This is a genomic window from Rugosimonospora acidiphila (assembly GCF_039543385.1).
GTDB classification, from domain to species: Bacteria; Actinomycetota; Actinomycetes; order Mycobacteriales; family Micromonosporaceae; genus Rugosimonospora; species Rugosimonospora acidiphila.
On sequence record NZ_BAABJQ010000001.1, the window covers coordinates 538,032 to 559,070 of the forward strand.

At 71.8% G+C, this 21,039-nt stretch carries 19 protein-coding genes; 11 read left to right on the forward strand and 8 right to left on the reverse strand.

What is annotated here, in order from left to right; translation table 11 throughout:
- Window positions 1–15 precede the first annotated feature (15 nt).
- A complete protein-coding gene (locus ABEA87_RS02680) occupies window positions 16–954 on the forward strand; it encodes an NUDIX hydrolase (RefSeq protein WP_345625637.1) in 939 nt (312 codons plus the stop codon).
- Window positions 955–1,173: 219 nt separating this feature from the next.
- Entirely contained in the window at window positions 1,174–2,202 is a 1,029-nt protein-coding gene (locus ABEA87_RS02685; RefSeq protein WP_425570731.1) for a CDP-alcohol phosphatidyltransferase family protein, read from the forward strand.
- Between the two features lie 172 nt (window positions 2,203–2,374).
- Here ABEA87_RS02685 and ABEA87_RS02690 read toward each other — a convergent pair whose 3' ends face one another.
- From ABEA87_RS02690 to ABEA87_RS02700, 3 genes are read right to left on the reverse strand one after another with little or no spacing between them, the layout of a single operon-like run.
- Window positions 2,375–3,613, reverse strand: coding sequence for a phosphatidylserine decarboxylase (locus tag ABEA87_RS02690; RefSeq protein WP_345625639.1), 1,239 nt, complete (start codon window positions 3,611–3,613; stop codon window positions 2,375–2,377).
- 38 nt (window positions 3,614–3,651) lie between these two features.
- Complete coding sequence (locus ABEA87_RS02695; RefSeq protein WP_345625641.1) at window positions 3,652–3,879, reverse strand: hypothetical protein; 228 nt, start codon at window positions 3,877–3,879, stop codon at window positions 3,652–3,654.
- Window positions 3,876–6,137, reverse strand: coding sequence for a PspC domain-containing protein (locus tag ABEA87_RS02700; RefSeq protein WP_345625642.1), 2,262 nt, complete (start codon window positions 6,135–6,137; stop codon window positions 3,876–3,878). The genes ABEA87_RS02695 and ABEA87_RS02700 overlap by 4 nt, the downstream gene beginning before the upstream one ends.
- 142 nt (window positions 6,138–6,279) lie before the next feature.
- On the opposite strand from ABEA87_RS02700, the gene ABEA87_RS02705 reads away from it, so the two are divergent.
- Together ABEA87_RS02705 and ABEA87_RS02710 are read left to right on the forward strand one after the other, a co-directional pair.
- A complete protein-coding gene (locus ABEA87_RS02705; RefSeq protein WP_345625643.1) occupies window positions 6,280–7,533 on the forward strand; it encodes a PspC domain-containing protein in 1,254 nt (417 codons plus the stop codon).
- Window positions 7,514–8,170, forward strand: a complete 657-nt coding sequence (locus ABEA87_RS02710) for a response regulator transcription factor (RefSeq protein ID WP_345625645.1) — start codon at window positions 7,514–7,516, stop codon at window positions 8,168–8,170. Before ABEA87_RS02705 ends, ABEA87_RS02710 begins: the two co-directional genes overlap by 20 nt.
- A gap of 58 nt (window positions 8,171–8,228) precedes the next feature.
- On the opposite strand, the gene ABEA87_RS02715 is transcribed toward ABEA87_RS02710, so the two are convergent.
- The 4 genes from ABEA87_RS02715 to ABEA87_RS02730 all read right to left on the reverse strand — a co-directional run bounded on the left by ABEA87_RS02715 (window position 8,229) and on the right by ABEA87_RS02730 (window position 10,298).
- Entirely contained in the window at window positions 8,229–8,966 is a 738-nt protein-coding gene (locus tag ABEA87_RS02715) for a PIG-L deacetylase family protein (RefSeq protein WP_345625647.1), read from the reverse strand.
- A 23-nt stretch (window positions 8,967–8,989) separates the two neighbouring features.
- Entirely contained in the window at window positions 8,990–9,268 is a 279-nt protein-coding gene (locus ABEA87_RS02720) for a chorismate mutase (protein ID WP_345625783.1), read from the reverse strand.
- Between the two features lie 222 nt (window positions 9,269–9,490).
- Window positions 9,491–9,940 carry a hypothetical protein gene (locus ABEA87_RS02725; protein WP_425570717.1) on the reverse strand — a complete coding sequence of 150 codons (450 nt, stop codon included), beginning with the start codon at window positions 9,938–9,940 and terminating at the stop codon, window positions 9,491–9,493.
- A complete protein-coding gene (locus ABEA87_RS02730) occupies window positions 9,933–10,298 on the reverse strand; it encodes a hypothetical protein (RefSeq protein WP_345625649.1) in 366 nt (121 codons plus the stop codon). Before ABEA87_RS02730 ends, ABEA87_RS02725 begins: the two co-directional genes overlap by 8 nt.
- A gap of 91 nt (window positions 10,299–10,389) precedes the next feature.
- On the opposite strand from ABEA87_RS02730, the gene ABEA87_RS02735 reads away from it, so the two are divergent.
- The gene (locus ABEA87_RS02735) at window positions 10,390–12,966 is read left to right on the forward strand and encodes a UvrD-helicase domain-containing protein (protein ID WP_345625650.1); all 2,577 of its coding nucleotides are present in this window, start codon (window positions 10,390–10,392) and stop codon (window positions 12,964–12,966) included.
- Window positions 12,967–13,128: 162 nt separating this feature from the next.
- Here ABEA87_RS02735 and ABEA87_RS02740 read toward each other — a convergent pair whose 3' ends face one another.
- The gene (locus ABEA87_RS02740; RefSeq protein WP_345625652.1) at window positions 13,129–13,713 is read right to left on the reverse strand and encodes a M23 family metallopeptidase; all 585 of its coding nucleotides are present in this window, start codon (window positions 13,711–13,713) and stop codon (window positions 13,129–13,131) included.
- Between the two features lie 545 nt (window positions 13,714–14,258).
- Here ABEA87_RS02740 and ABEA87_RS02745 point away from each other — a divergent pair.
- From ABEA87_RS02745 to purH, 6 genes are all read left to right on the forward strand, one after another.
- Window positions 14,259–14,663, forward strand: coding sequence for a cobalamin B12-binding domain-containing protein (locus tag ABEA87_RS02745; protein WP_345625653.1), 405 nt, complete (start codon window positions 14,259–14,261; stop codon window positions 14,661–14,663).
- Window positions 14,664–15,025: 362 nt separating this feature from the next.
- Window positions 15,026–16,204 carry an ADP-forming succinate--CoA ligase subunit beta gene (gene sucC / locus ABEA87_RS02750; protein ID WP_345625655.1) on the forward strand — a complete coding sequence of 393 codons (1,179 nt, stop codon included), beginning with the start codon at window positions 15,026–15,028 and terminating at the stop codon, window positions 16,202–16,204.
- A gap of 1 nt (window position 16,205) precedes the next feature.
- On the forward strand, window positions 16,206–17,093 hold the full coding sequence (gene sucD, locus ABEA87_RS02755) for a succinate--CoA ligase subunit alpha (RefSeq protein WP_345625656.1): 888 nt from the start codon (window positions 16,206–16,208) through the stop codon (window positions 17,091–17,093).
- A gap of 138 nt (window positions 17,094–17,231) precedes the next feature.
- On the forward strand, window positions 17,232–18,764 hold the full coding sequence (locus tag ABEA87_RS02760; RefSeq protein WP_345625657.1) for a cell division protein PerM: 1,533 nt from the start codon (window positions 17,232–17,234) through the stop codon (window positions 18,762–18,764).
- A 101-nt stretch (window positions 18,765–18,865) separates the two neighbouring features.
- Complete coding sequence (gene purN / locus ABEA87_RS02765; protein WP_345625659.1) at window positions 18,866–19,471, forward strand: phosphoribosylglycinamide formyltransferase; 606 nt, start codon at window positions 18,866–18,868, stop codon at window positions 19,469–19,471.
- On the forward strand, window positions 19,468–21,024 hold the full coding sequence (purH, locus tag ABEA87_RS02770; RefSeq protein WP_345625660.1) for a bifunctional phosphoribosylaminoimidazolecarboxamide formyltransferase/IMP cyclohydrolase: 1,557 nt from the start codon (window positions 19,468–19,470) through the stop codon (window positions 21,022–21,024). The genes purN and purH overlap by 4 nt, the downstream gene beginning before the upstream one ends.
- Window positions 21,025–21,039: the final 15 nt, after the last annotated feature.

Below are 21,039 nucleotides of genomic sequence, written 5' to 3' on the forward strand. Positions count from 1 at the left end.
GATAATCTTCCGATCATGAAACAGCGGCGCCGGATCGCGGCGCACGGGCTGGCGCGCGACCCCGACGGGCGGATCCTGCTGGTACGAGGGGGGCCGCGGCGCGACGGTGGGCCTGAACGCGACGGTGGGCCGGAACGCGACGGTGGGCCGGAACAGTGGCGCCTTCCGGGCGGCCCGGTGGAGCACGGCGAGTCGCCCGCCGGCGCGGTGGTCCGCCGATATTACGAAGCGACCGGCGCCGATGTATTCGTGATTACGCTGCGTGACGTTACGGCCGATTTCGCGCCTCATCCGGAGGCCGGGATCGTGACGCACACCGATCGAGTGATCTACGACGTCGCCGTGATCGGGGGCACCCTCCGTAACCGGGTGGATGACCCGGGGCCGGCCGAGTGGGTGGCCCCGGACCGCCTCGGTGGGCTGCCGCTCAGGCCGTACACGGCCAGGGCCCTCGGCCTTCCGGTAACCGAGAGTGGCCATCCGCCGGAGGCCGAGCCCGACCTCGATCCGGCTCGCCGGACCGTTCAGCGGTTCGCGGCGTACGGCCTGGTGACCGACCCGGCCGGCCGGTTGCTGCTGTGCCGGATCGCCCCCGGGTACCCCGGCGCCGGCACCTGGCACCTCCCCGGCGGGGGTACCGACTTCGGTGAGCAGGCAACCTCTGGCCTGCGGCGCGAGCTGGAAGAGGAGGCCGGCCAGGCCGGCCGGGTGACCGCCCTGCTGGACGCGTCCCACTTCCACAACCCGGCCGCCATGGGGCCGGAGGGCCATCCTATGAACTGGCACACGGTACGCATCCTGTTCCGGGTCGAGGTGGACGCGCCGACCACACCGAGAGTGACCGAGGCCGCCGGCGGATCGACCGAGGCGTCGGCCTGGTTCGACCCGGCGGACCTGCACGGGATCCGGCTCAACCAGTTTGCCCGTTCATCGATCGCAAGTCACCTTGGGTGATCGGCTTATCATGGCGGTGAGCCCCGCTGCTCGACTCGGAGTCGGGTAAGAACTCGAGTACTACCCGTCGCCAACGACGCCCGTTCTGTGCGATGGTGTAGGCCGCAAAGGCGGGGCCATTTCATCTTCAATCTGGAGGAGACCGTGCCGAGAACCCCTTGGGGTCGGCGCCGCACCATCGACAGTCCCCGTCCGGCGGGGCGCCGTTGGGCAGGACGGCTGCGCCGCAGCGGGTCGTTCGCCCGCCAGGTGCTCACCGTGCGGGTGCGCCGCCGGAATCGGGGCCTCGGAACCTCCGGTACCGCGCTGGCGGCCGGGTTGGTGACCCTGCCCGGTGGGCCGGAGGCCGCCGCGCCGTTCACCGGAGACCCGGTCCGGCCGTCCGGAGGCCCGCTCACGCGCATCGTCCCGCCGGTCATACCGGCGAACCGTCCATCGCCGGAGTCGCTGGCGCCGGCCGCCCCGGACCCGGTGGGCTTCACCAGCGGGCACGTGCTCGGCGAGGATCTCCCGGGCGCGGACGCGGCGACCCCGCGGTCGAGCGCCCCCATCCCGCTGCTGCCCGGCGCGCCGACGCTGGCCCGGCGGCTCCGGTTCGCGGCGGTCAACGCCTGCACCCTGAGCAGTCTCGTGCTGGGCATGTCGGCGATCCTGCTGAGCATGCACTCCGGCGTCCGCTGGGCGGCGCTCTGCCTGGTCGGCTGCGTCGTCTTCGACGGGATGGACGGTGCGCTGGCCCGCCGGCTCGGCGTGGCCAGCCCGTTCGGCGCGCAGATGGACTCGCTCGCCGACATGTGCTCGTTCGGTATCGCGGCCCCGGTGGTGGTGTACTCCTCCGTGCAGCCGACGGCCCACGCCGGGCTGGTGGCCGGCGCCTGCGTGATGGTCGCCGCGTGTTCCGCGATCCGGCTGGCCCGGTTCAACGTCTCGCCCAAGGATGGGCGGTTCTTCTGCGGGGTACCCACCACGATGGCCGCGGCCGTCCTCGGCCTGGCGATCCTGATCGGGCTGCGCCCGTCGGGCACGCTGGCGGTGGCCGCGATCGCGGTGCTGGCGCTGGCGATGGTGTCGGGCTTCCCCTACGCGAAGCTGAACCGGATAGTGCGCCTCCCGCTGTGGCTCTGGCTGGCCCCGGTGGTCGGCGCGTTCCTCGATTACCGGATCACCTTCGCCGCGCTGGTCGCGCTCTACCTGGCCAGCGGGCCGCTGGTCTGGCTCCGCCAGCGCACCGGCGCCCCCGCACGCTGAGCGCGCGCCCCGAAAGCGCCACTCACGCCCGAGTCCTGAACGAGCTGTTCCCACCGGCTCAGGCCCTCCGGCTTAGACCCACCGGCCCGGTCCCGCGCCGGGCCGGTGCGGTCCTCAACCTCAGCGGGCGATGACGGTGGCGCTCAACCCCAGCGGGCGATGACGGTGCCGCTCAGCGCCAGCGGGCGATGACGGTGGCGCCGCCGGCGACCTTGTCGCCCTGCGCCACGGCCGGCTCGACCGCGTCCACCGGCAGATAGACGTCCGTCCGCGAGCCGAACCGGATCAGGCCCAAGCGCTCGCCGCGGGCCAGCAGCGAGCCGACCGGAGCCCGCTGCACGATGCGCCGCGCGATCAGGCCGGTCCGCTGGGCCACCACGACCTTGCCGTGCTCGGTCTCCAGCACCGTGTACGCCGCGACGTTGTGCTCGGCCGCCGGCTTCATCGCGGGCGCGAACCCACCGTCCTCGACGAAGTAGTCGACCACCCGGCCGGCCACCGGCGCGCGGTTCACATGCACGTCGAGCACCGACAGGAACACCGCGACGCGCAGATAGTCGGCCGGCTGGCCGAACCGCGGATCGGTCACCCGCTCCACCGACAGGACGGTGCCGTCGCTGGCCGCGACCACGGCCGCGCCGTCCGCCGGCGGCTGCCGGTTGGGATCGCGGAAGAACGCCGCCACCGGAACGGCGGCCAGCGCGGGTACGAGCCAGAGCCGCGAACCGCGCCGGCCGAACCGGAGCGCGGCCGCCAGCCCCAGCGCGATGCCGGCCGCGGCCACGCCGTTTGAGTCGATGTTCATGGATCGGGTCAGCGGCACGCTGGATGGCCGGTACGCCGGGGCCAGCCGGGCGGCGATGGCCGGCGAGGCAGGTGTGAACCGCAGCCGGTGAACCCGTACCGGAGGCAGGTTGCGCACCACCAGATCGCTGCCGACCCCGGTGAAGTCGGCCTGTCGGCCCAGTTCCTCGGCCGCGTCGTCCAGCCCGGCCAGCGCCGCGACCGACAGTACCCCGCCCTCGGCGAGGTGCTTGCCGACCTCGTCCAGGTACCCGCGGGCCGCCTCGGCGCCGCCGCTGAGCACCTCGGCCACGACCGCCACGTCCACCGGATCGATCTCGGTCAGCGAGTCGACCACCCGTACCCGCCGATCGGCCGACGTCGCGGACGCCAGGTGGGCGCGCAGCCCATCCGCGGCGCCGGCCAGCGGGACCAGGATCAGCGTGTCCGTGGGCAGCAGCGCATCCAGCGCGGCGGCCAGCACCGCGGAGTCGGCGGTAACCGCGAGCAGGAGGCAACTCTTGGGGCCGGGGTGCCGGGCGATCTCCGCGGTCAGCGCCCTGGCCGCTCTCGGCCCGAGCCGGACCTCGCCGAGCAGCGGGATCGGGCGGCGGGGTGGTTGGGACATGGGGCCCAGCATAGGCGGGCATATCTGATCTCGACGGCTCACCCGGTGGGCCAATCCTCACGATCCTGGTCGCGCGCCGCGGTGTCCCGGCCGCGCAGCGCACCGAGCAGGCTCACCCCTCCCAGCACGATCAGCGCCACCGCGACCGCCCAGGCCAGCGTGCCCACACCGATGTCGATCGAACGGCCGAGCAGCCACCACAGCGCCACCAGAATGAAGATCACCCCGAACAGCAGGGACAGCACGTCGGTACGGTGCCGCTTCATCGGTGCACCTCCATTTCGCCGGCGTTGAGACGCAGGTTGAGTACGAGCTTGCCGCCGCCGGGCCCGTCGCCGCCGTTGTCGCTAACCGCGTGCTGCGGGGAGCCGAGCCCGCTCCAGTGTTCGCCGAACACCTGCGCGTCCCCCGCGTGGACGGTGGCGTGCACCTCGGTGTCCACGTCCGGCGGTAGCAGGATGGTCAGGTTACCGGCGTTCGCCGTGACCTGGACCTGCTTCGTGCTGCCGGTGAAGTCCACATTGGTCAGATCGAGCGTCGCGTCGCCGAGGTTCGACCGGTACGTGTCCTGGACCGTTCCCACCGTCATCGGGGTCCAGGTCGTGTCGCTGCCGTCGACGTTGAGGTTCCCGAGGTCCGCGCGTTCGACGGCCGAGCCGATGGCCAGCACCATCGCTGCGACAATGCCCAGCGGGATGAGCCAGCGTGCCCGGCCGAACCAGGCGCCCACCAGCAGGCCGAGGCCGATCGTGGCCACGATCGCCGCCGCGTAGGCGGTGAAGGGGACGTCGAACCGGGTGTCCACGAGGGCCAACAGGCCGAGCACCAGCAGCGTCACCGAGAACGTGACCCGGCCGAGCCGCGAGGGTGTCCGGCGCCGCGGCGGCCGCGGAGGCGGCGGTGGTACGGGCGGCGGCGACAGGTACGGCGGCGACATGGGCGGCGGCGGAAGCTGCGTGGACGGGGAGGTCGTCGACAGCCCGGGGTACGCGTATCGGCCCTGAGGCTCGTACGGGCCGTGCGGCGCGAACGGAGGCCGGTATCCGGGTGCCGTAGGCGCCGGGGCTCCCATCGGCATGGTCTGGGTCACGGACGGGTCGGCGGGAGCATCCGTGGCCGGCACCGGCCCGGCTCCGGGGGTGGTCCACGGTGCCCGGGCGGTGGGGTCGGTCCACGCCGTCGAGGCGGCCCTCCATGGCGGTACGTCCGAGGGCGCCGACCCGCCCGGGTACCCCGGCGAGGTCCCGTCGGCGGGCGGCGGGGCGCCGTTCCACCGCTGTCCGCCCCGGTTCAGCAGGATGATCGCGCCGATGATCAGCGCCAGCAACACGACGGCCGAGCGCAGGCCGTGGTAGACCACCGAGCCGAGGGCGAACGCGGCGATCACGCCGCAGATGATCACCACTATCGGCGAGGTGCTCGACCGGCCCCGGCCGAGCAGGGCCTCGACCGGTGAGCCGGTGTCACCCTCGGCCGGGATCAGCAGCCAGCCCAGCAGGTACGCGAGCACGCCGACCCCGCCGGCCAGGGTCAGTACGGCGAACAGCACCCGCCACAGCACCGGATCGGTGTTGGTGGCGCGGCCGATGGCGGCGCACACGCCGGCGATCATGCGCCCCTGGGCGGGGCGGACGAGCCCGAACCGGTTGGCCGCCCAGCCGGCGGTGCCGGGCGGAGGGGGCGGAAAGCCTCCGGGCGGCGGGAACCCGGGCGGCGGAAAGCCTCCGGGCGGCGGGAACCCGGGCGGTGGGAACTCACCGGTTGGGTAATCACCGGGCGGCGGGAATCCGCCGGGCGGCGGGAAGTCTCCCGTCGGGGGGACGGCCCCGGCCGGCCCGGCGGCCGGCACGTCGTCCTCGATCGGCGCATCGTCCTCGATCGGCGCATCGTCCGTGAGCGGCAGGTCGTCCTTGAGCGGCAGGTCGTCCTTGAGTGGCAGGTCGTCCTTGAGCGGCACATCGCCGTCGGAGGGCACGTTGTCCTCGACCGGCGCGGGGCCGTCGGAGAGTACGTCCTCCTTCAGCGGCGCGGCGCCGCTGACCGGCGCGTCGTGGTCGGAGGGCGCGTCGGAGCCCAGGAACGCGGCGGAGTCCACGAGGGGACCGGGGCCCACCGGAACCGTCGGGTCCAGGTCGATGGCCGGCTCCGCGACGGTGGGCTCCCAAACGGTGGGCTCCCAAATCGTGGGCTCCGAGGCGCTCAACTCCGGCTCGGCGGGCTCCGGCTCGGCGGGCCGCTCGTCCGCGGGCTCCGGCTCGGCGGGTTGCGGGTCCGCGGGCTCCGCCTCGGCGGGCTGCGGGTCCGCGGGCTCCGGAAGGTCGGTGGTAGGCCCCGGAACGGCGGGGTGCGCGGGCGACACGGCGTCGTCCCAGACGGGCGCGGCCTCGTCCCAGACGGGCGCGGCGGCGTCCGAGTCGTCGGCCGTCGGCAGTTCCATGGTCGATTCGTCGCCGGTCGGCACCTCGGCCGGAGCGGCGGGCGGGTGGTCCCGGGCCGGCTCGTCCGGGGGAGCCTGATTCGTCATGTCTCGATCCTCACCCCGCGCCGGCTGGTACACCTCCGGCGTAGACCCTGAGCCGACCCTGAAAACGCGGTAGGGGACCTCCCCGTGGCCAGCGCACCCATCCTCGTGTGACGATCGAAGCAGTCAATCGAGGGGAACGCAGTTGGTCACCGTCCGTCGCCTGTACCGTGACCCCGGTCACCGGGTGGTCGCGGGCGTGGCGTCCGGCATCGCGACCCATCTTGGGCTGCCCACCCTCGCCGTGCGCATCGCGTTCATCGCGCTGCTGCCGATCAACGGGCTCGGCGCCCTGCTGTACGCGGCGTTCTGGGCGGTCCTGCCGGCGGCGCCCGGCCCGCTCGGCGACCGCCCGGCCGGGCGCGACCGGCGGCTGGTGCTGCCGTTCCTGGCCCTGGGTGTGGGCATCGTGCTGGTGTCCCAGCTGTCCGGTTTCTTCGGCGGGGCCAACGGCCTGCTCGGCTGGCTGATAGCGATGATCGCGGTTGGTGCCGGGCTGATCTGGCACCTGGCCGAGCCAGGTCGGCGCCGGCAGTGGCGGGAGGCGGTGCCGCAGGCGCCGTGGCTGGGCGTGATGGTCGAGGAGGGGGACCGGCGCAGCTACCTCGTCCGGCTCATCGGCGGCGGCCTGCTCATCGTCACCGGGATCTTCGGCACCCTGTACGTGTTCCGGGTCTTCTCCTCGTCCGGGCTCGGGTCGATCCTCGATGGCCTGATCTTCACGGTCATCGCCCTGGCCGGGGTGGCCCTGGTCGTCGCGCCGCTGCTGTGGCGCACGTTCTCGCAGCTGCGCGCGGAGCGCGAGGGGCGCATCCGCGAGCAGGAGCGCGCCGAGCTGGCCGCCATGGTGCACGACCAGGTGCTGCACACGCTGGCCCTGATCCAGCGCAACTCCGGCGACGGCAAGACGGTGCTGCGGCTGGCCCGCGGCCAGGAACGCAGCCTGCGCAATTGGCTCTACAAGCCGGCGGCGGCGCCCTGCGAGGTGATGTCCGCCGCGCTGGAGGAGGCCGTCGCGGAGGTCGAGGACACCTACGCGATAGCGGTGGAGTCGGTGGTGGTCGGCGACTACGCCGTGGACGACCGGGTCGGTGCCCTGGTGGCGGCGGCCCGGGAGGCGATGGTCAACGCGGGCAAGCACGCCAAGGTGCAGACCATTTCGTTGTACGCCGAGGTGGAGCAGGAGTCGATAGCGGTCTTCGTACGGGACCGCGGGGTGGGCTTCGATCCGTCCACGGTGGAGGATGACCGGCACGGGGTGCGTGGATCGATCGTCGGCCGGATGGAGCGGCATGGCGGCCGGGCGGAAATCCGCAGCCAGCCGGGCGAGGGTACCGAGGTCAGGCTATTCATGCCGATCTCAGATCGGAAGGATAGGGATGGACACAGCAAGGGATGAGCGCCTGCGGGTCTTCCTCGTGGACGACCACGCGATGTTCCGGGCCGGGGTACGGGCCGAGCTGGGCGCGTACGTCGACGTGATCGGCGAGGCGAGCACGGTGAGCCAGGCGGTCAGCGCGATCGGCGCGTCCAACCCGGATGTGGTGCTGCTCGACGTGCACATGCCCGACGGCGGAGGCCGGGCGGTGCTGGACCTGGTTCGGCGCACCCACCCGCAGATCAAATTCCTCGCGCTGTCGGTCTCCGACGCCGCCGAGGACGTGATCGGGCTGATCCGGGCCGGCGCCCGAGGCTACGTCACCAAGACCATCTCGCCGGAGGATCTGGCCTCGGCGATCCGGCGGGTCGCCGACGGCGACGCGGTGTTCAGTCCCCGGCTCGCCGGCTTCGTGCTGGACGCGTTCGCCGCGCGGCCGGACGCCCCGGTCGCCGATCCCGAGTTGGACCAGCTGACCAACCGGGAGCGGGAGGTCCTGCGGCTGCTGGCACGCGGGTACGCGTACAAGGAGATCGCCAAGGAGCTCTACATCTCCATCAAGACGGTGGAGACGCACGTGTCCAATGTGCTGCGCAAGCTGCAGATGTCCAACCGGTATGAGCTGTCCCGGTGGGCGGCCGACCGGCGCCTGGTGTAGCCACCGCGTCGAAATGTGGCTATCCGCGTCGAGGCTTAGCTACTAGGTCGAGGTATGGCTACTGCGTCGACAGGACCGTGAACGCCTCGGCCAGGCGGCCGTCGGGCAGGCCGGCCGCCGCCGCGTTGGCGGCCAGCATCGCGCGCACCCGGCTCTCGACGTCCTCGTGCGAGGTCTGGGTGACGTGGGCGAGCAGGGCGGCGATCTTCTGCGGGTACGTGGCGGTCACGTCCACGAACAGGTCGGGACTCGGTCCGCCCTGGTACCACACCTCGCGCACCACCCAGGGCTGCAGCCCCTCGTCGTCCAGCAGCTCGGGGAAGGCGAACGGGTTGCGGGAGTCCGGATAGATGGCGCAGGTGGTGGCCTCGCCCACCGCCAGGTGATCCGGATGGCTCGGCCCCGCGATCCGGTCCCACCGCCGCAGCGGGGAGTTGGTCAGGATCCGGTCGGGCCGGACGGCGCGGATCACTCGGGTGATGTCGCGGCGCAGCGCGATCGTGGGCTCCAGCCTGCCGTCCGAGTACCCATCGAGGAACTCCACCTGCTCGACCCCCACGGCCTTGGCAGCGGCCAGTTGCTCCGCCTCCCGCAGCAGCGGCATCTGGTCGCGCGGGGTCTCGTCGAAGCCGCCGGCGTCGCCCCGGGTGACGAGCAGGTACACGACTTCCAGCCCCTGCTCGACCCAGCGGGCCACCGTGCCGGCCGCACCGAAGTCGGCGTCGTCGGGGTGGGCGGAGACCACCAGGACCCGCTGGGCGTCGGAGATGGGTTTGACCGATGGCGGGAAGCTCACGAACCCGAACGTTACCGTCGGCCCTACAGCGGTCCCCGCCCGGCCCGCAAGATCAGCAGGGCGAGCTGCGTCCCGTCGGCGCCGAGGGCGTCCCGGAACCGGTCGAGGATCTCCCGCTCGCGGGACAGGACCAGTCGGGTGCCGCCGGAGGCGATCCGGGTCCGGCCCACCTCCTGGGAGATCGCCGCCCGCTCCTGCCACAGGGCGATCAGGGCCGAATCAATCTCGTCGATGCGATGACGCAGGTCCGCGATGTGATTCTCCGGTGCGGCCTCCGGGCCGCCCTCGGTGGATTCAGACATCGCGCCGTCCAGAGTAGTCGCGCTCATGGTTGCTCCTCATTCTCCTCTGTGCCGGCCTGCCGCGCCCGGAACGCCGAAACGCCCCGGACTCGAGAGCCCGGGGCGTTTCGCAGGTCATGTGATCAGGCGCGACCTACGGCTGCCGGACTCCCGGTGCCGTAGTAAAAAAATCGCGCGTCTTGATGCACGATCCCGAGTATGCCATCTCCCGGCCGGGAAGAGTCAAGTCCGCGAAGATCGGCGCAGCCAGAGCAGTCCCAGAATCGGCAGGACAAGCGGGACGTACCCGTATCCCTGGCCGTAACCCGACCAGACGGTCGCATCCGGGAAGGCGGCGTGGTCGACCACGCTGGCGGTACCCACCGCGAGCACCCCGACCAGCTCGATTGAGCAGCAGAGCACCGCGAAACGGCGCTCGGAGCGGGCCAGCGCCACGGTCGCCAGGATGTACACCACGCCGGCGAGTGCGGACAGCACGTACGCCAGCGGTGCCTCGTGGAACTTGGTGGCGATCTGTACCCCCGCCCGGGCGGTCGCCGCCAGCGCGAACAGCCCGTACACGGCGACCAGCACCCGCCCCGGGCCGGCGTACGTGGGCCTGGGGCCGCCGGGCCCGCCGGTTTCTCGGGCGGGCCGGTCCAACGGGCCGGGATCGGACTTCAACTCAGCCAACGCCGGTCCAGATCTGGTTGAGCCGGACGATCAGGACAGCCACCACCAGGCCGCCGACGGTGGCGATGAGCGAGCCCCAGCGGGTCGGCTCCATCTTGGCCAGCACCCCGGCGACGGGCAGGATCACAAAGATCGCGACCAGGTACCCGATGAAGGTGGCCAGCTCGTGCGGTCGCTGGCCCTGCACCAGGTGGACCACCGAGATCACGATCTGCGTGATGACCAGGGCCTGCGCGACCCCCATGGCGACCAGTTCGCCGATGCCGATGGGGCGTTTGCGCAAGGTGGTCACCAGGCACCACGCGGCGGCGAGCAGCGAGGTGATGATGACCGCCGTACCAACGCCGTGCGGTGTCATGGGGGGAACCCTAGTCCGGCCGCGTCCCGAGATCCGGGCCGGCCCGGGCAGCCGCGTTCTGTCGGGGGTGCGGCATAGACTCGGTTGCGCGATGCATGCTCTCTTCGACGCCCCCGCCAACCCGCCGTCGCCCGCCGAGCACCAGGGGCACCGCGGAGGAGCCAGCGGCTTCCAGCCCCGTGGCTCTCAGTCCAGCGACTCCCATTCCGGCGCCCCCGGCTCCGGCAGACGACTCGGGAACGATCCCGACAAGCTTCTCGAAGGGCTCAACGGGCCCCAGCGGGAGGCCGTCGTCCACGCCGGTTCGCCGCTGCTCATCGTGGCCGGTGCCGGCTCCGGCAAGACCCGGGTGCTGACCCACCGCATCGCATACCTGCTGGCCGCCAGGGAGGTGCATCCGGGCGAGATCATCGCCATCACCTTCACCAACAAGGCGGCCGGCGAGATGAAGGAACGGGTCGCCGCGCTGGTCGGCGGGCGGGCCCGGATGATGTGGGTGTCGACGTTCCACTCCGCGTGCGTGCGCATCCTGCGCGCGGAGCACGAGCACGTCAACCTCAAGTCGACCTTCTCGATCTACGACGCGGATGACTCCCGGCGACTCATGCAGCTGGTCGCCCGCGAGTTGGACCTCGACCCCAAGCGCTATCCGGCCCGATCGCTGGCCACCCAGGTGTCCAACCTGAAGAACGAGCTGATCGACCCCGAGACCAACGCGGCCCGGGCCAGTGGGCCGGCCGAGCGCACGCTGGCCGAGGCGTACACGCTCTACCAGCGCCGGCTGGCGGAGGCGCACGCGCTGGACTTCGATGATCTGATCATGACGACCGTCCACCTGCTCCAGGCGTTCCCCGCAGTGGCCGAGAAGTACCGTCGCCGGTTCCGCCACGTGCTGGTCGACGAGTACCAGGACACCAACCACGCGCAGTACATGCTCGTGAAGGAGCTGGTCGGCGACACCGGGGAGCTGTGCGTCGTCGGCGACGCGGACCAGTCGATCTACGCCTTCCGCGGCGCCACCATCCGCAACATCCTGGAATTCGAGCGGGACTACCCGGACGCCCGCACGATCCTGCTGGAGCAGAATTACCGCTCCACCCAGACCATCCTGTCGGCCGCCAACTCGGTTATTGACCGCAACACCGAGCGCAAGCCGAAGCGGCTGTGGAGCGAGCAGGGCGCCGGCGAGCAGATCGTCGGGTACGTCGCCGACACCGAGCACGCCGAGGCCGACTGGGTCGGCCGGGAGATCGACCGGCTGTGCGACGAGGGCCTGGCCCGCCCGAGCGACGTGGCGGTGTTCTACCGCACGAACGCGCAGTCCCGGGTCTTCGAGGAGGTTTTCATCCGGGTCGGCCTGCCCTACAAGGTGGTCGGCGGGGTCCGGTTCTACGAGCGCAAGGAGGTCCGGGACGCCCTGGCCTACCTGCGGGCGATCGCCAACCCGGACGACACGGTGAGCCTGCGGCGCATCCTGAACACGCCGCGCCGGGGGATCGGGGATCGGGCCGAGGCGTGCGTGGAGGCGCTGGCCGCGCGGGACCGGATCGGGTTCGGAGCGGCGCTGCGCAAGGCGGTCGAGGCGCCGGGCATCTCCACCCGGGCGGTGAACGGGATCAACGACTTCCTCGCCCTGATGGACGGGCTGCGCGAGCTGTCCGCGACCGCGTCCGCCGAGGAGGTGCTCGAGGCGCTGCTGCAGCGCTCGGGTTACCTCAGCGAGCTGGAGGACAGCCTCGACCCGCAGGACGCCGGGCGCGTGGAAAACCTGCAGGAACTGGTGAGCGTGGCCCGGGAGTACACGGAGCGGGCCGAGGCTACGGCCGCCGCGCTCGCCACGCCCGAGGAGGCCGCCGAGGCCGGAACTCCGGCCGCCGAGCCGATCGCCGCGTCCGGGACTCCGGCCGCCGAGCCGATCGCCGCGTCCGGGACCCCGGCCGCCGAAGCCCCGGCCACCGGCGTGCCCACCCTCGCGGGCTTCCTCGAGCAGGTCTCCCTGGTCGCCGACGCCGACGAGATCCCGTCCGAGGACCCCGACCACCAGGGCGTGGTGACGCTCATGACCCTGCACACCGCGAAGGGACTGGAGTTCCCGGTGGTGTTCCTCACCGGTCTGGAGGACGGGGTCTTCCCGCACCTGCGGTCGCTGGGCAACAACCGTGAACTGGAGGAGGAGCGCCGGCTCGCCTACGTCGGGATCACCCGGGCCAGGCACCGGCTGTACCTGTCGCGGGCAGTGACCCGCTCCGCGTGGGGCCAGCCGCAGTACAACCCGGCGTCCCGGTTCCTGGAGGAGCTGCCGGAGGACGCGATGCGCTGGGAGCGCACCGAGGCCTCCTACACGTCCTGGTCCGGCAGCGGTGGCGGGGTCGGCGGGCGGGCCGGGTTCACCGGTAACCGCGACCGGTTCGCCGGTAACACGCCCAAGGCCGCCCGGCTGGCGGAGCGGCTGGGCATCCCGTCGGCGGCGGGCCTGTCCACGGCGAGCGAGCTGGCAAAGTCCGACGTGCCCAGCGTGGCACCGGGCGACCGGGTCAACCATCAGCGCTGGGGGCTGGGTCGGGTGGTGGCGGTCGAGGGTGCCGGCGCGCGGGCCCAGGCTCAGATCGACTTCGGCGACCAGACAATGTGGATCGTGCTGCGACACGCGCCGATCGAGAAGATCTGACCGATCGGAACCGCCCGCACCTTGAGGTGCGGGCGGATCGACGGTGGACGAGCTTGAGACCGTCGGCCGGGGTTGGATCGTCGCCTGGGCCTGGGCCTGGGCCGCCGGTCGGGCGCGAGCCGGAGCCGGCTCGGGCGGCCGAACCCGTCGGCCGCGCCGGGCTCAGCCGTCGATGGCCTCGTTGTGCTGCGGGATGTCGACGCCCTGCGCGGTAAGGAACGAGATAGCGTCGATCATCTTGCCGTTCTGACGGATCTCGAAGTGCAGGTGGGGGTCGAACGAGTACCCCGTGTTGCCGGTCAGGCCGAGTTGGTCGCCCGCGTGCACGGTCTGACCCTCGCGCACCATCAGCTGCGAGGCGTGCGCGTAGAGGATCGTGGTGCCGTTGCCCGCGTCCACCTCGACGCAGTAGCCGAAGCCGCCGCACCAGCGGGCCAGCTTCACCGTGCCGTCGTGCGCCGCGTAGAAGGAGGTGCCCTCCGCCGCCGTCAGGTCAACACCCGACTTGGCGCTCGTCGACGGCGCGACGGTGTAGTTCTTGATCGGGAGCATCCACAGGTTCGGGATCGACTCGTCTACGGAGGCCAGAGCGCCCGAGCGGTCGGCCGACCTGTTCACCCGGTCGGCGTTGGTCTGGCGGCTCGCCGCGTTGATCCCGACCGAGGAGCTGGAGATGTTCGTCGCGTTCAGTGCCGCCGGGTCGGCCTTGACGTCCGGCATGGACGAGGCCGTGGCGAGCGCGACCATTCCGGCACCCACGAGCGCCGTCGTCGCCACCGCCGCGTATCGCGCCCGGGGTGGAGTCGGTGCTCGACGGTGGCCACGATAGCGACCGCGATCTTCCCGAGAAGACACGCACACCCTCCGAATCAGTGTCATTACACGGCTCGGATCTCCGGTCGAGGCCGATCGGTGATCGCGCTCCGCGTCGTCATCCAGATGTCGCTCGGACGACAACAGGGGTCACCGTAGCGAATTTGTTACCAGCCACACAAGCCACTCGCGCAACTTGGCCCTAGTGCCGGACGCCAAGTCGTATGGATGTGCGGAATTCGTTACCTTCGCCTGTGACGTTCGTTATCCCGGAAACACAATAAGTGTTCAGTAGCACACTTACGGTAAAGTAATTCGGGTGCCGATAGTGCACCTGTCTGTCCCGGGTTAGGGTTCGTTCAGGTCGCTCCGGCGGACTGTGGTGGCGCTGCCCCGGCAACGGTGGCTCGAGCCGGCCCCTGGCCGGTCCGGGCGGCCGGCAGGGTTCCGGTCGGCTGATGGGAAGGGTGGGTGCCGCGATGAGTTCTCGGATCCGGGTGGTGGTCGCCAAGCCCGGGCTGGACGGCCACGACCGGGGGGCGAAGGTCGTCGCGCGGGCGCTGCGCGACGCCGGCATGGAGGTCATCTACACGGGCCTGCACCAGACTCCGGAGCAGATAGTGGAGACGGCGATCCAGGAGGACGCGGACGCGGTTGGCCTGTCCATCCTGTCCGGGGCGCACATGACCCTGTTCAAGCGGGTCTTCGAGCTGCTCGCCGAGCGGGACGCCGCCGACATCGTCGTGTTCGGCGGAGGCATCATCCCCGACGCGGACATCCCGGAGTTGGAGCGCATGGGCGTGGCCAAGATCTTCACACCGGGCGCGACCACGCAGTCCATTGTGGACTGGGTGCGGGAGCACGTGGCGACGCCGGTCTCCTGACGCGACCGCCGGGCGGGCGGGCGCCGGACGCGAAGTGCGACTTTCGCCGTGCGATATTTCCAGAAATGGAAAAGGGAGCGGCCGGACGCACCCCTCACACGTCCGGCCGCTCTATGCACGACGCCCCGCCGCCACCCCTCGACCGACAGGGCATCGGCCGTTTTTGGTGTCGACCCCGTTCCCGGCGTCGACATTCTTCTCAACGAGGCCCCGTTGGGCGGGTTACGCGGGCGGTGCGAATTATTTGTGCCCTAGGGCACACGGCGTACCCGTCCCGCTTGATGCGCGTAAGCGGCGGTTAGGCTTCGGGCCGTAGGCCCGGCTTAGTGGAAGACGGGCGCGATCGGAACGGGACGCGCAACGTGGACCTGTACGAATACCAGGGGCGCGAGCTGTTCGCCCGGCATGCACTGCCGGTGCTGGACGGCGGCGTCGCCACCACCCCTGAGGAAGCCCGCGCCATCGCCGACCGGCTGGGCGGGCGAGTGGTCGTCAAGGCCCAGGTCAAGGTCGGCGGCCGGGGCAAGGCGGGCGGTGTCAAGCTCGCCGAGGGCGTAGACGAGGCCGAGGCCCGAGCCCGGGACATCCTCGGCATGGACATCAAGGGCCACACCGTTCACAAGGTGATGGTCACCAATACCGCCGACATCGTCGAGGAGTACTACTTCTCTTACCTGTTGGACCGGGCGAACCGCACCTTCCTCTGTATCGCCAGCGTCGCCGGCGGCATGGAAATCGAGCAGGTGGCGCACGAGGCTCCGGAAAAGGTCGTCCAGCAGCCGATCGACGCGAACGTCGGCGTGGATGAGGCGACCGCGCGTGACATCGTGACGCGGGCCGGATTCCCGGCCGATGTCGCCGACCAGATCGTCGAGATCGCACAGAAGCTGTGGCAGACCTTCGTTTCCGAGGACGCCACGCTGGTCGAGGTGAACCCGCTCGCCAAGGTCGCGGACGGCCGGGTGCTGCTGCTCGACGCAAAGATCACTTTCGATGGCAACGCTGGTTTCCGTCACCCGGACCACGACGCGCTGGAGGACGCCTCCTCGGTGGACCCGCTGGAGCAGCGGGCCAAGGAGCGCGACCTCAACTACGTCAAGCTGGACGGCGAGGTCGGCATCATCGGTAACGGCGCGGGTCTGGTCATGTCCACGCTGGACGTGGTGGCCTACGCGGGCGAGGCGCACGGCAAGGTACGGCCGGCGAACTTCCTCGACATCGGCGGTGGCGCGAGCGCCGAGGTGATGGCCAACGGCCTGGAGATCGTCCTGTCGGACCCCGCGGTGCGCAGCGTCTTCGTCAACGTCTTCGGCGGCATCACCGCCTGCGACGCGGTCGCCAACGGCATCCTTCAGGCGCTGAAGCTGCTCGGCGAGCGCGGTGAGACCGTCACCAAGCCGCTGGTCGTCCGCCTGGACGGCAACAACGCCGAGGAGGGCCGGCGGATCCTGGACAGCGCGGGTAATCCGCTGGTGGAACGGGTAGACACGATGGACGGCGCCGCCCAGCGCGCCGCCGAACTCGCCGCGGCAGGAGCATGACATGGCGATCTGGCTGACCAAGGATTCGAAGGTCATCGTTCAGGGGGTGACGGGGTCCGAGGGCTCCAAGCACACCCGCCGCATGCTGCGGGCCGGGACGAACGTCGTCGGCGGCACCAACCCGCGCAAGGCCGGCACCACCGTCGACTTCGACGGCATTCAGGTGCCGGTGTTCGCCGGGGTGGCCGAGGCGATGAAGGAGACCGGCGCCGACGTTTCGGTGATCTTCGTACCGCCGGCGGGTGCCAAGGCCGCGATGATCGAGGCCATCGACGCGCAGATCCCGCTCGCTGTCGTGATCACCGAGGGCATCCCGGTGCACGACGCGACGGCCGCGTGGGCGTACAACGTCGCGAACGGCAACAAGACCCGGATCATCGGGCCGAACTGCCCGGGCGTCGCCTCGCCGGGTGCGTCGAACGCGGGCATCATCCCGGCCGACATCACCGGCCCGGGCCGCATCGGCCTGGTGAGCAAGTCCGGCACGCTGACCTACCAGATGATGTACGAGCTGCGGGACATCGGCTTCTCCACCTGCGTGGGCATCGGCGGCGACCCGGTCATCGGCACCACCCACATCGACGCGCTCGCGGCGTTCCAGGACGACCCGGAGACCGCGGCGATTGTGATGATCGGTGAGATCGGTGGCGACGCCGAGGAGCGGGCCGCGGAGTTCATCAAGGCCAACGTCACCAAGCCGGTGGTCGGCTACATCGCCGGCTTCACCGCGCCCCCCGGGAAGACGATGGGGCACGCCGGCGCGATCATCTCCGGCTCCTCCGGTACCGCCGACGCCAAGAAGGTGGCGCTGGAGGCGGCCGGCGTGAAGGTCGGCAAGACGCCGAGCGAGACCGCCAGGCTCATGCGCGAGGTCATTCAGTCCCTCTGACCTCGTCGTCAGCGGGCGATCCGCCCGGTGGGACCGCAATCCTCCGGGCGGCTCGGGCCGCGGGCTCTCCAAGGCAAAAGCAACGTGTGACGGCCGGTCGCGTGACCGGCCGTCTCACGTTTGAGAGAGTCAGGGGCGATGGCAGGCACCCCCACCACGGACGGACCCGACGATCGCCCCACGGCGCCGGGGCCGGCCGCTCGTCCGGACACCGAGCGGACCCGGCGCGGTACCGCGCCCGATTCCGCCTCCGGCGAGGCGGCCGGCTCGAACCCCGACGGCGCGTCCCGCGCCGCCTCCGGCACGGCAACCCGCTCGACGCCCGGCGCGACCACCCGCTCCACCACGGGCGGGGCTAACCGCTCCAGCGCAGCCGGGACCACCCGCTCCGCCTCCGGCGAGACCCGCGCCGGCGCGGGTGCGGCGGCCGGAACCGCCCCCGGCGGCGCGCGTCGGCCCACGGTGCCACGGCAGCGCCGGCCGGCCCGCCGTCGCCGGGCACCGGTGCTGGTGGCGGCCGCGGTCACCACGGTCTGGGCGGCTGCGGTCTCCTATCTGGCCGTGATCGCGGTGGTCGCGCTGGTCGTACTGGTCAGCGGCGGCGCCGCCGCGGCGGTGGTGTTCCGGTTCGGTACCGGTGGCTGGCTGCTCGCGCACGGGGTACCGCTGGACACCGAGGCCGGGCGCCTCGGCCTGGTACCGCTGGCCGTCTCGGTGCTGGCCGCCTGGCGCCTGGTCCGGGCCGGCGTGCACACCACCCGGGCCATCGGTGCCCGCAGGCGCGGCCCAGTCCGGCACGGCCTCGTGGCCGCCGCCTGCGTCGGGATCGTGTACGGGCTGCTCGGCGCCGTGGCGGCCGCCGCGGCGCACGACGGCGGACTGGCCGTCTCCCCGCTGCGGGCCGGACTGACCTTCGCCGGGTTCGGCGCGATCGCGGCGGCGATCGGTGCCGTCGGCGAGAGCGGACTGGCGGCCGGATGGTGGAGCGGTCTGCCGTCGCCGGTCCGGGACGCGGTGCGCACCGGTGCCGTCGCGGCCCTGTTGGTGCTCGGGGCCGGCGCGGCCGTCGCGGGCGTCGCGATCGCGGTAGCCGGTGGCGAGGCGAGCGACATGTTCGCGGCGTACCACACCGGGGTCGGCGGCCAGGTCGGCCTGACCCTGCTCTGCCTGGTCTTCGCCCCCAACCTCGCGATCTGGTCGTCCGCCTACCTGATCGGCCCGGGCTTCATGGTCGGCGCGGGCGCGGTGGTCAGCGCCGCCAGGGTGAGCCTGGGCGCCCTGCCGGCCGTCCCGGTGCTCGCCGGGCTGCCCAGCACCGCCGTGTCGGGACTCGCCGCGCCGCTGCTGGGGGTGCCGATGGCGGGCGGGATGGCGGCCGGTTGGCTGCTGGCCCGGCGCATCCGCCGGTCGGCGGAGCGGGGTGCGCCCGCGCCGTCGTGGGCCTCGCTGCTGGGCGCGGCCGCCGGGGCCGGGCCGGCCGCCGGCGTGCTGCTCGGTCTGGCCGCCTGGGCGTCGGGCGGCTCGCTGGGCTCCGGCCGGCTCGCGGTCACCGGCCCGGACGGGTGGTGGGTCGGACTGGTGGGTGCCCTGGTCGTGGCCATCGGAGCGGTGATCGCGGCCGCCGCGACCAGGGTATTGGCCGGTGGACGCCGGTGGAGCCGGCCCAGGTAGAGTTCGCCCGGTGACAGGGCATGTGCTGACCGCCGACGCGCTTTCTTCCGCGGAGGTGGCGGAGTGACCGCCGACGCACTTCTTCCCGCCGAGGCGGCGGAGTGACCGCACGGCTCGTCGTGCTGGTCTCGGGATCCGGTACCAACCTGCAGGCGCTGCTGGACGCGGCTGCCGATCCCGGATACGGAGCCGCGATCGTCGCTGTCGGGGCGGATCGGGACAACATCGAGGGGCTGGTACGGGCCGCTAAGCGGGACGTGCCGACCTTCGTGCACCGGGTCGCGGACTACCCGACCCGTGAGGAGTGGGATCGGGCGGTGGCCGCCTCGGTCGCCCGGTACGAGCCCGACCTGGTCATCTCGGCCGGCTTCCTCAAGCTGGTCGGGCCGGCCTTCCTCGCCGAGTTCGCCGGCCGGTACGTGAACACGCACAACGCCCTGCTGCCCGGGTTTCCGGGCATCCACGGCCCCCGCGACGCGCTCGCCTACGGCGTCAAGATCGCCGGCGCGACGCTGTTCTTCGTCGACGCGGGCGTGGACACCGGACCGATCATCGCGCAGGTGGCGGTGCCGGTACAGGACGACGACACCGAGGACAGCCTTACCGAGCGGATCAAGGTCGCCGAGCGGCGCCAGCTCGTTGACGTGGTAGGACGACTGGTCCGGGAGGGCTGGACCGTCACAGGGAGAAGGGTCACCATTCCATGACCGAGCTACGCCCGATCCGGCGCGCGCTGATCAGCGTCTGGGACAAGTCCGGGCTGGACGAGTTGGCCCGGGCGCTCCACGAGGCTGGGGTGCAGATCGTGTCGACCGGCACGACGGCCGCCCGGATCGCCTCGCTGGGGCTGCCGGTCACCAAGGTGGAGGATCTGACCGGGTTCCCGGAGATGCTCGACGGCCGGGTCAAGACCCTGCACCCGAAGGTGCACGCCGGCCTGCTGGCCGACCTCCGCCTCGACGCGCACGCCCAGGCGCTGAGCCAGCAGGGCATCGAGCCGTTCGATCTGCTGGTCTCCAACCTGTACCCGTTCACCGAGACGGTCGCGTCGGGCGCCGACTTCGACGCCTGCGTCGAGAAGATCGACATCGGCGGGCCGGCGATGGTACGGGCGGCCGCCAAGAACCACCCCACCGTCGCGGTGGTCACCTCAACCGACGCGTACCCGTTGGTGGTCAAGGCACTCGCGGACGGTGGCACCACGCTGGCGCAGCGCCGGGCGCTGGCGGCCCGGGCGTTCGCCGACATCGCCGAGTACGACGTGGCGATCGCCAACTGGCTCTCCGTGCAGGAGACCGGTGAGGACGCCGGCTGGTGGCCGGACGCGGCCGGGATCGCGCTGCGCAAGGGCAACGTGCTGCGCTACGGCGAGAACCCGCACCAGGCGGCGGCCCTCTACCTCGACCCGTCCCGCCCGGCGGGCCTGGCGCAGGCGCGGCAGCTGCACGGCAAGGAGATGTCCTACAACAACTACGTCGACGCGGATGCCGCGTGGCGTTCGGCGCACGATTTCACCGAGCCGTGCGTGGCCATCATCAAGCACGCCAACCCGTGCGGCATCGCGATCGGCGCGGACGTGGCGGAGGCGCACCGCAAGGCGCACGCGTGCGATCCGGTGTCCGCCTTCGGCGGGGTCATCGCGGTCAACCAGGCAGTCACCGTCGAGCTGGCCAAGCAGATCGCCGAGATCTTCACCGAGGTGGTCGTCGCACCGTCCTATGAGGACGGAGCGGTGGACATCCTGGCCGCGAAGAAGAACGTACGGATCCTCGTCGCTCCACAGTGGACTCCCGAACCGGTGGAGTGGCGGCTGATCTCCGGCGGCGTGCTGACCCAGACCGCCGACCGGATCGACGCCCCCGGCGACGCGCCGTCGACCTGGCGCCTGGCGGCCGGTACGGCGGCGTCCGCGGAGACCCTGCGGGACCTGGAGTTCGCCTGGCGGGCGATCCGGTCGGTGAAGTCGAACGCGATCCTGCTCGCCGCCCAGGGCGCCTCGGTGGGCGTCGGCATGGGCCAGGTCAACCGGGTGGACGCGGCCCGGCTGGCGGTCTCGCGCGCCGGGGACCGGGCCGCCGGCTCGGTGGCCGCGTCGGACGCGTTCTTCCCGTTCCCGGACGGGCTGCAGGTGCTGCTCGAGGCCGGGGTCACGGCGGTGGTGCAGCCGGGCGGCTCGGTACGCGACGACGAGGTCATCGCGGCGGCGCAGGCGGCCGGCGTGACGCTCTACCTCACCGGCACCCGCCACTTCTACCACTGAGCATCCTGGGCCGGG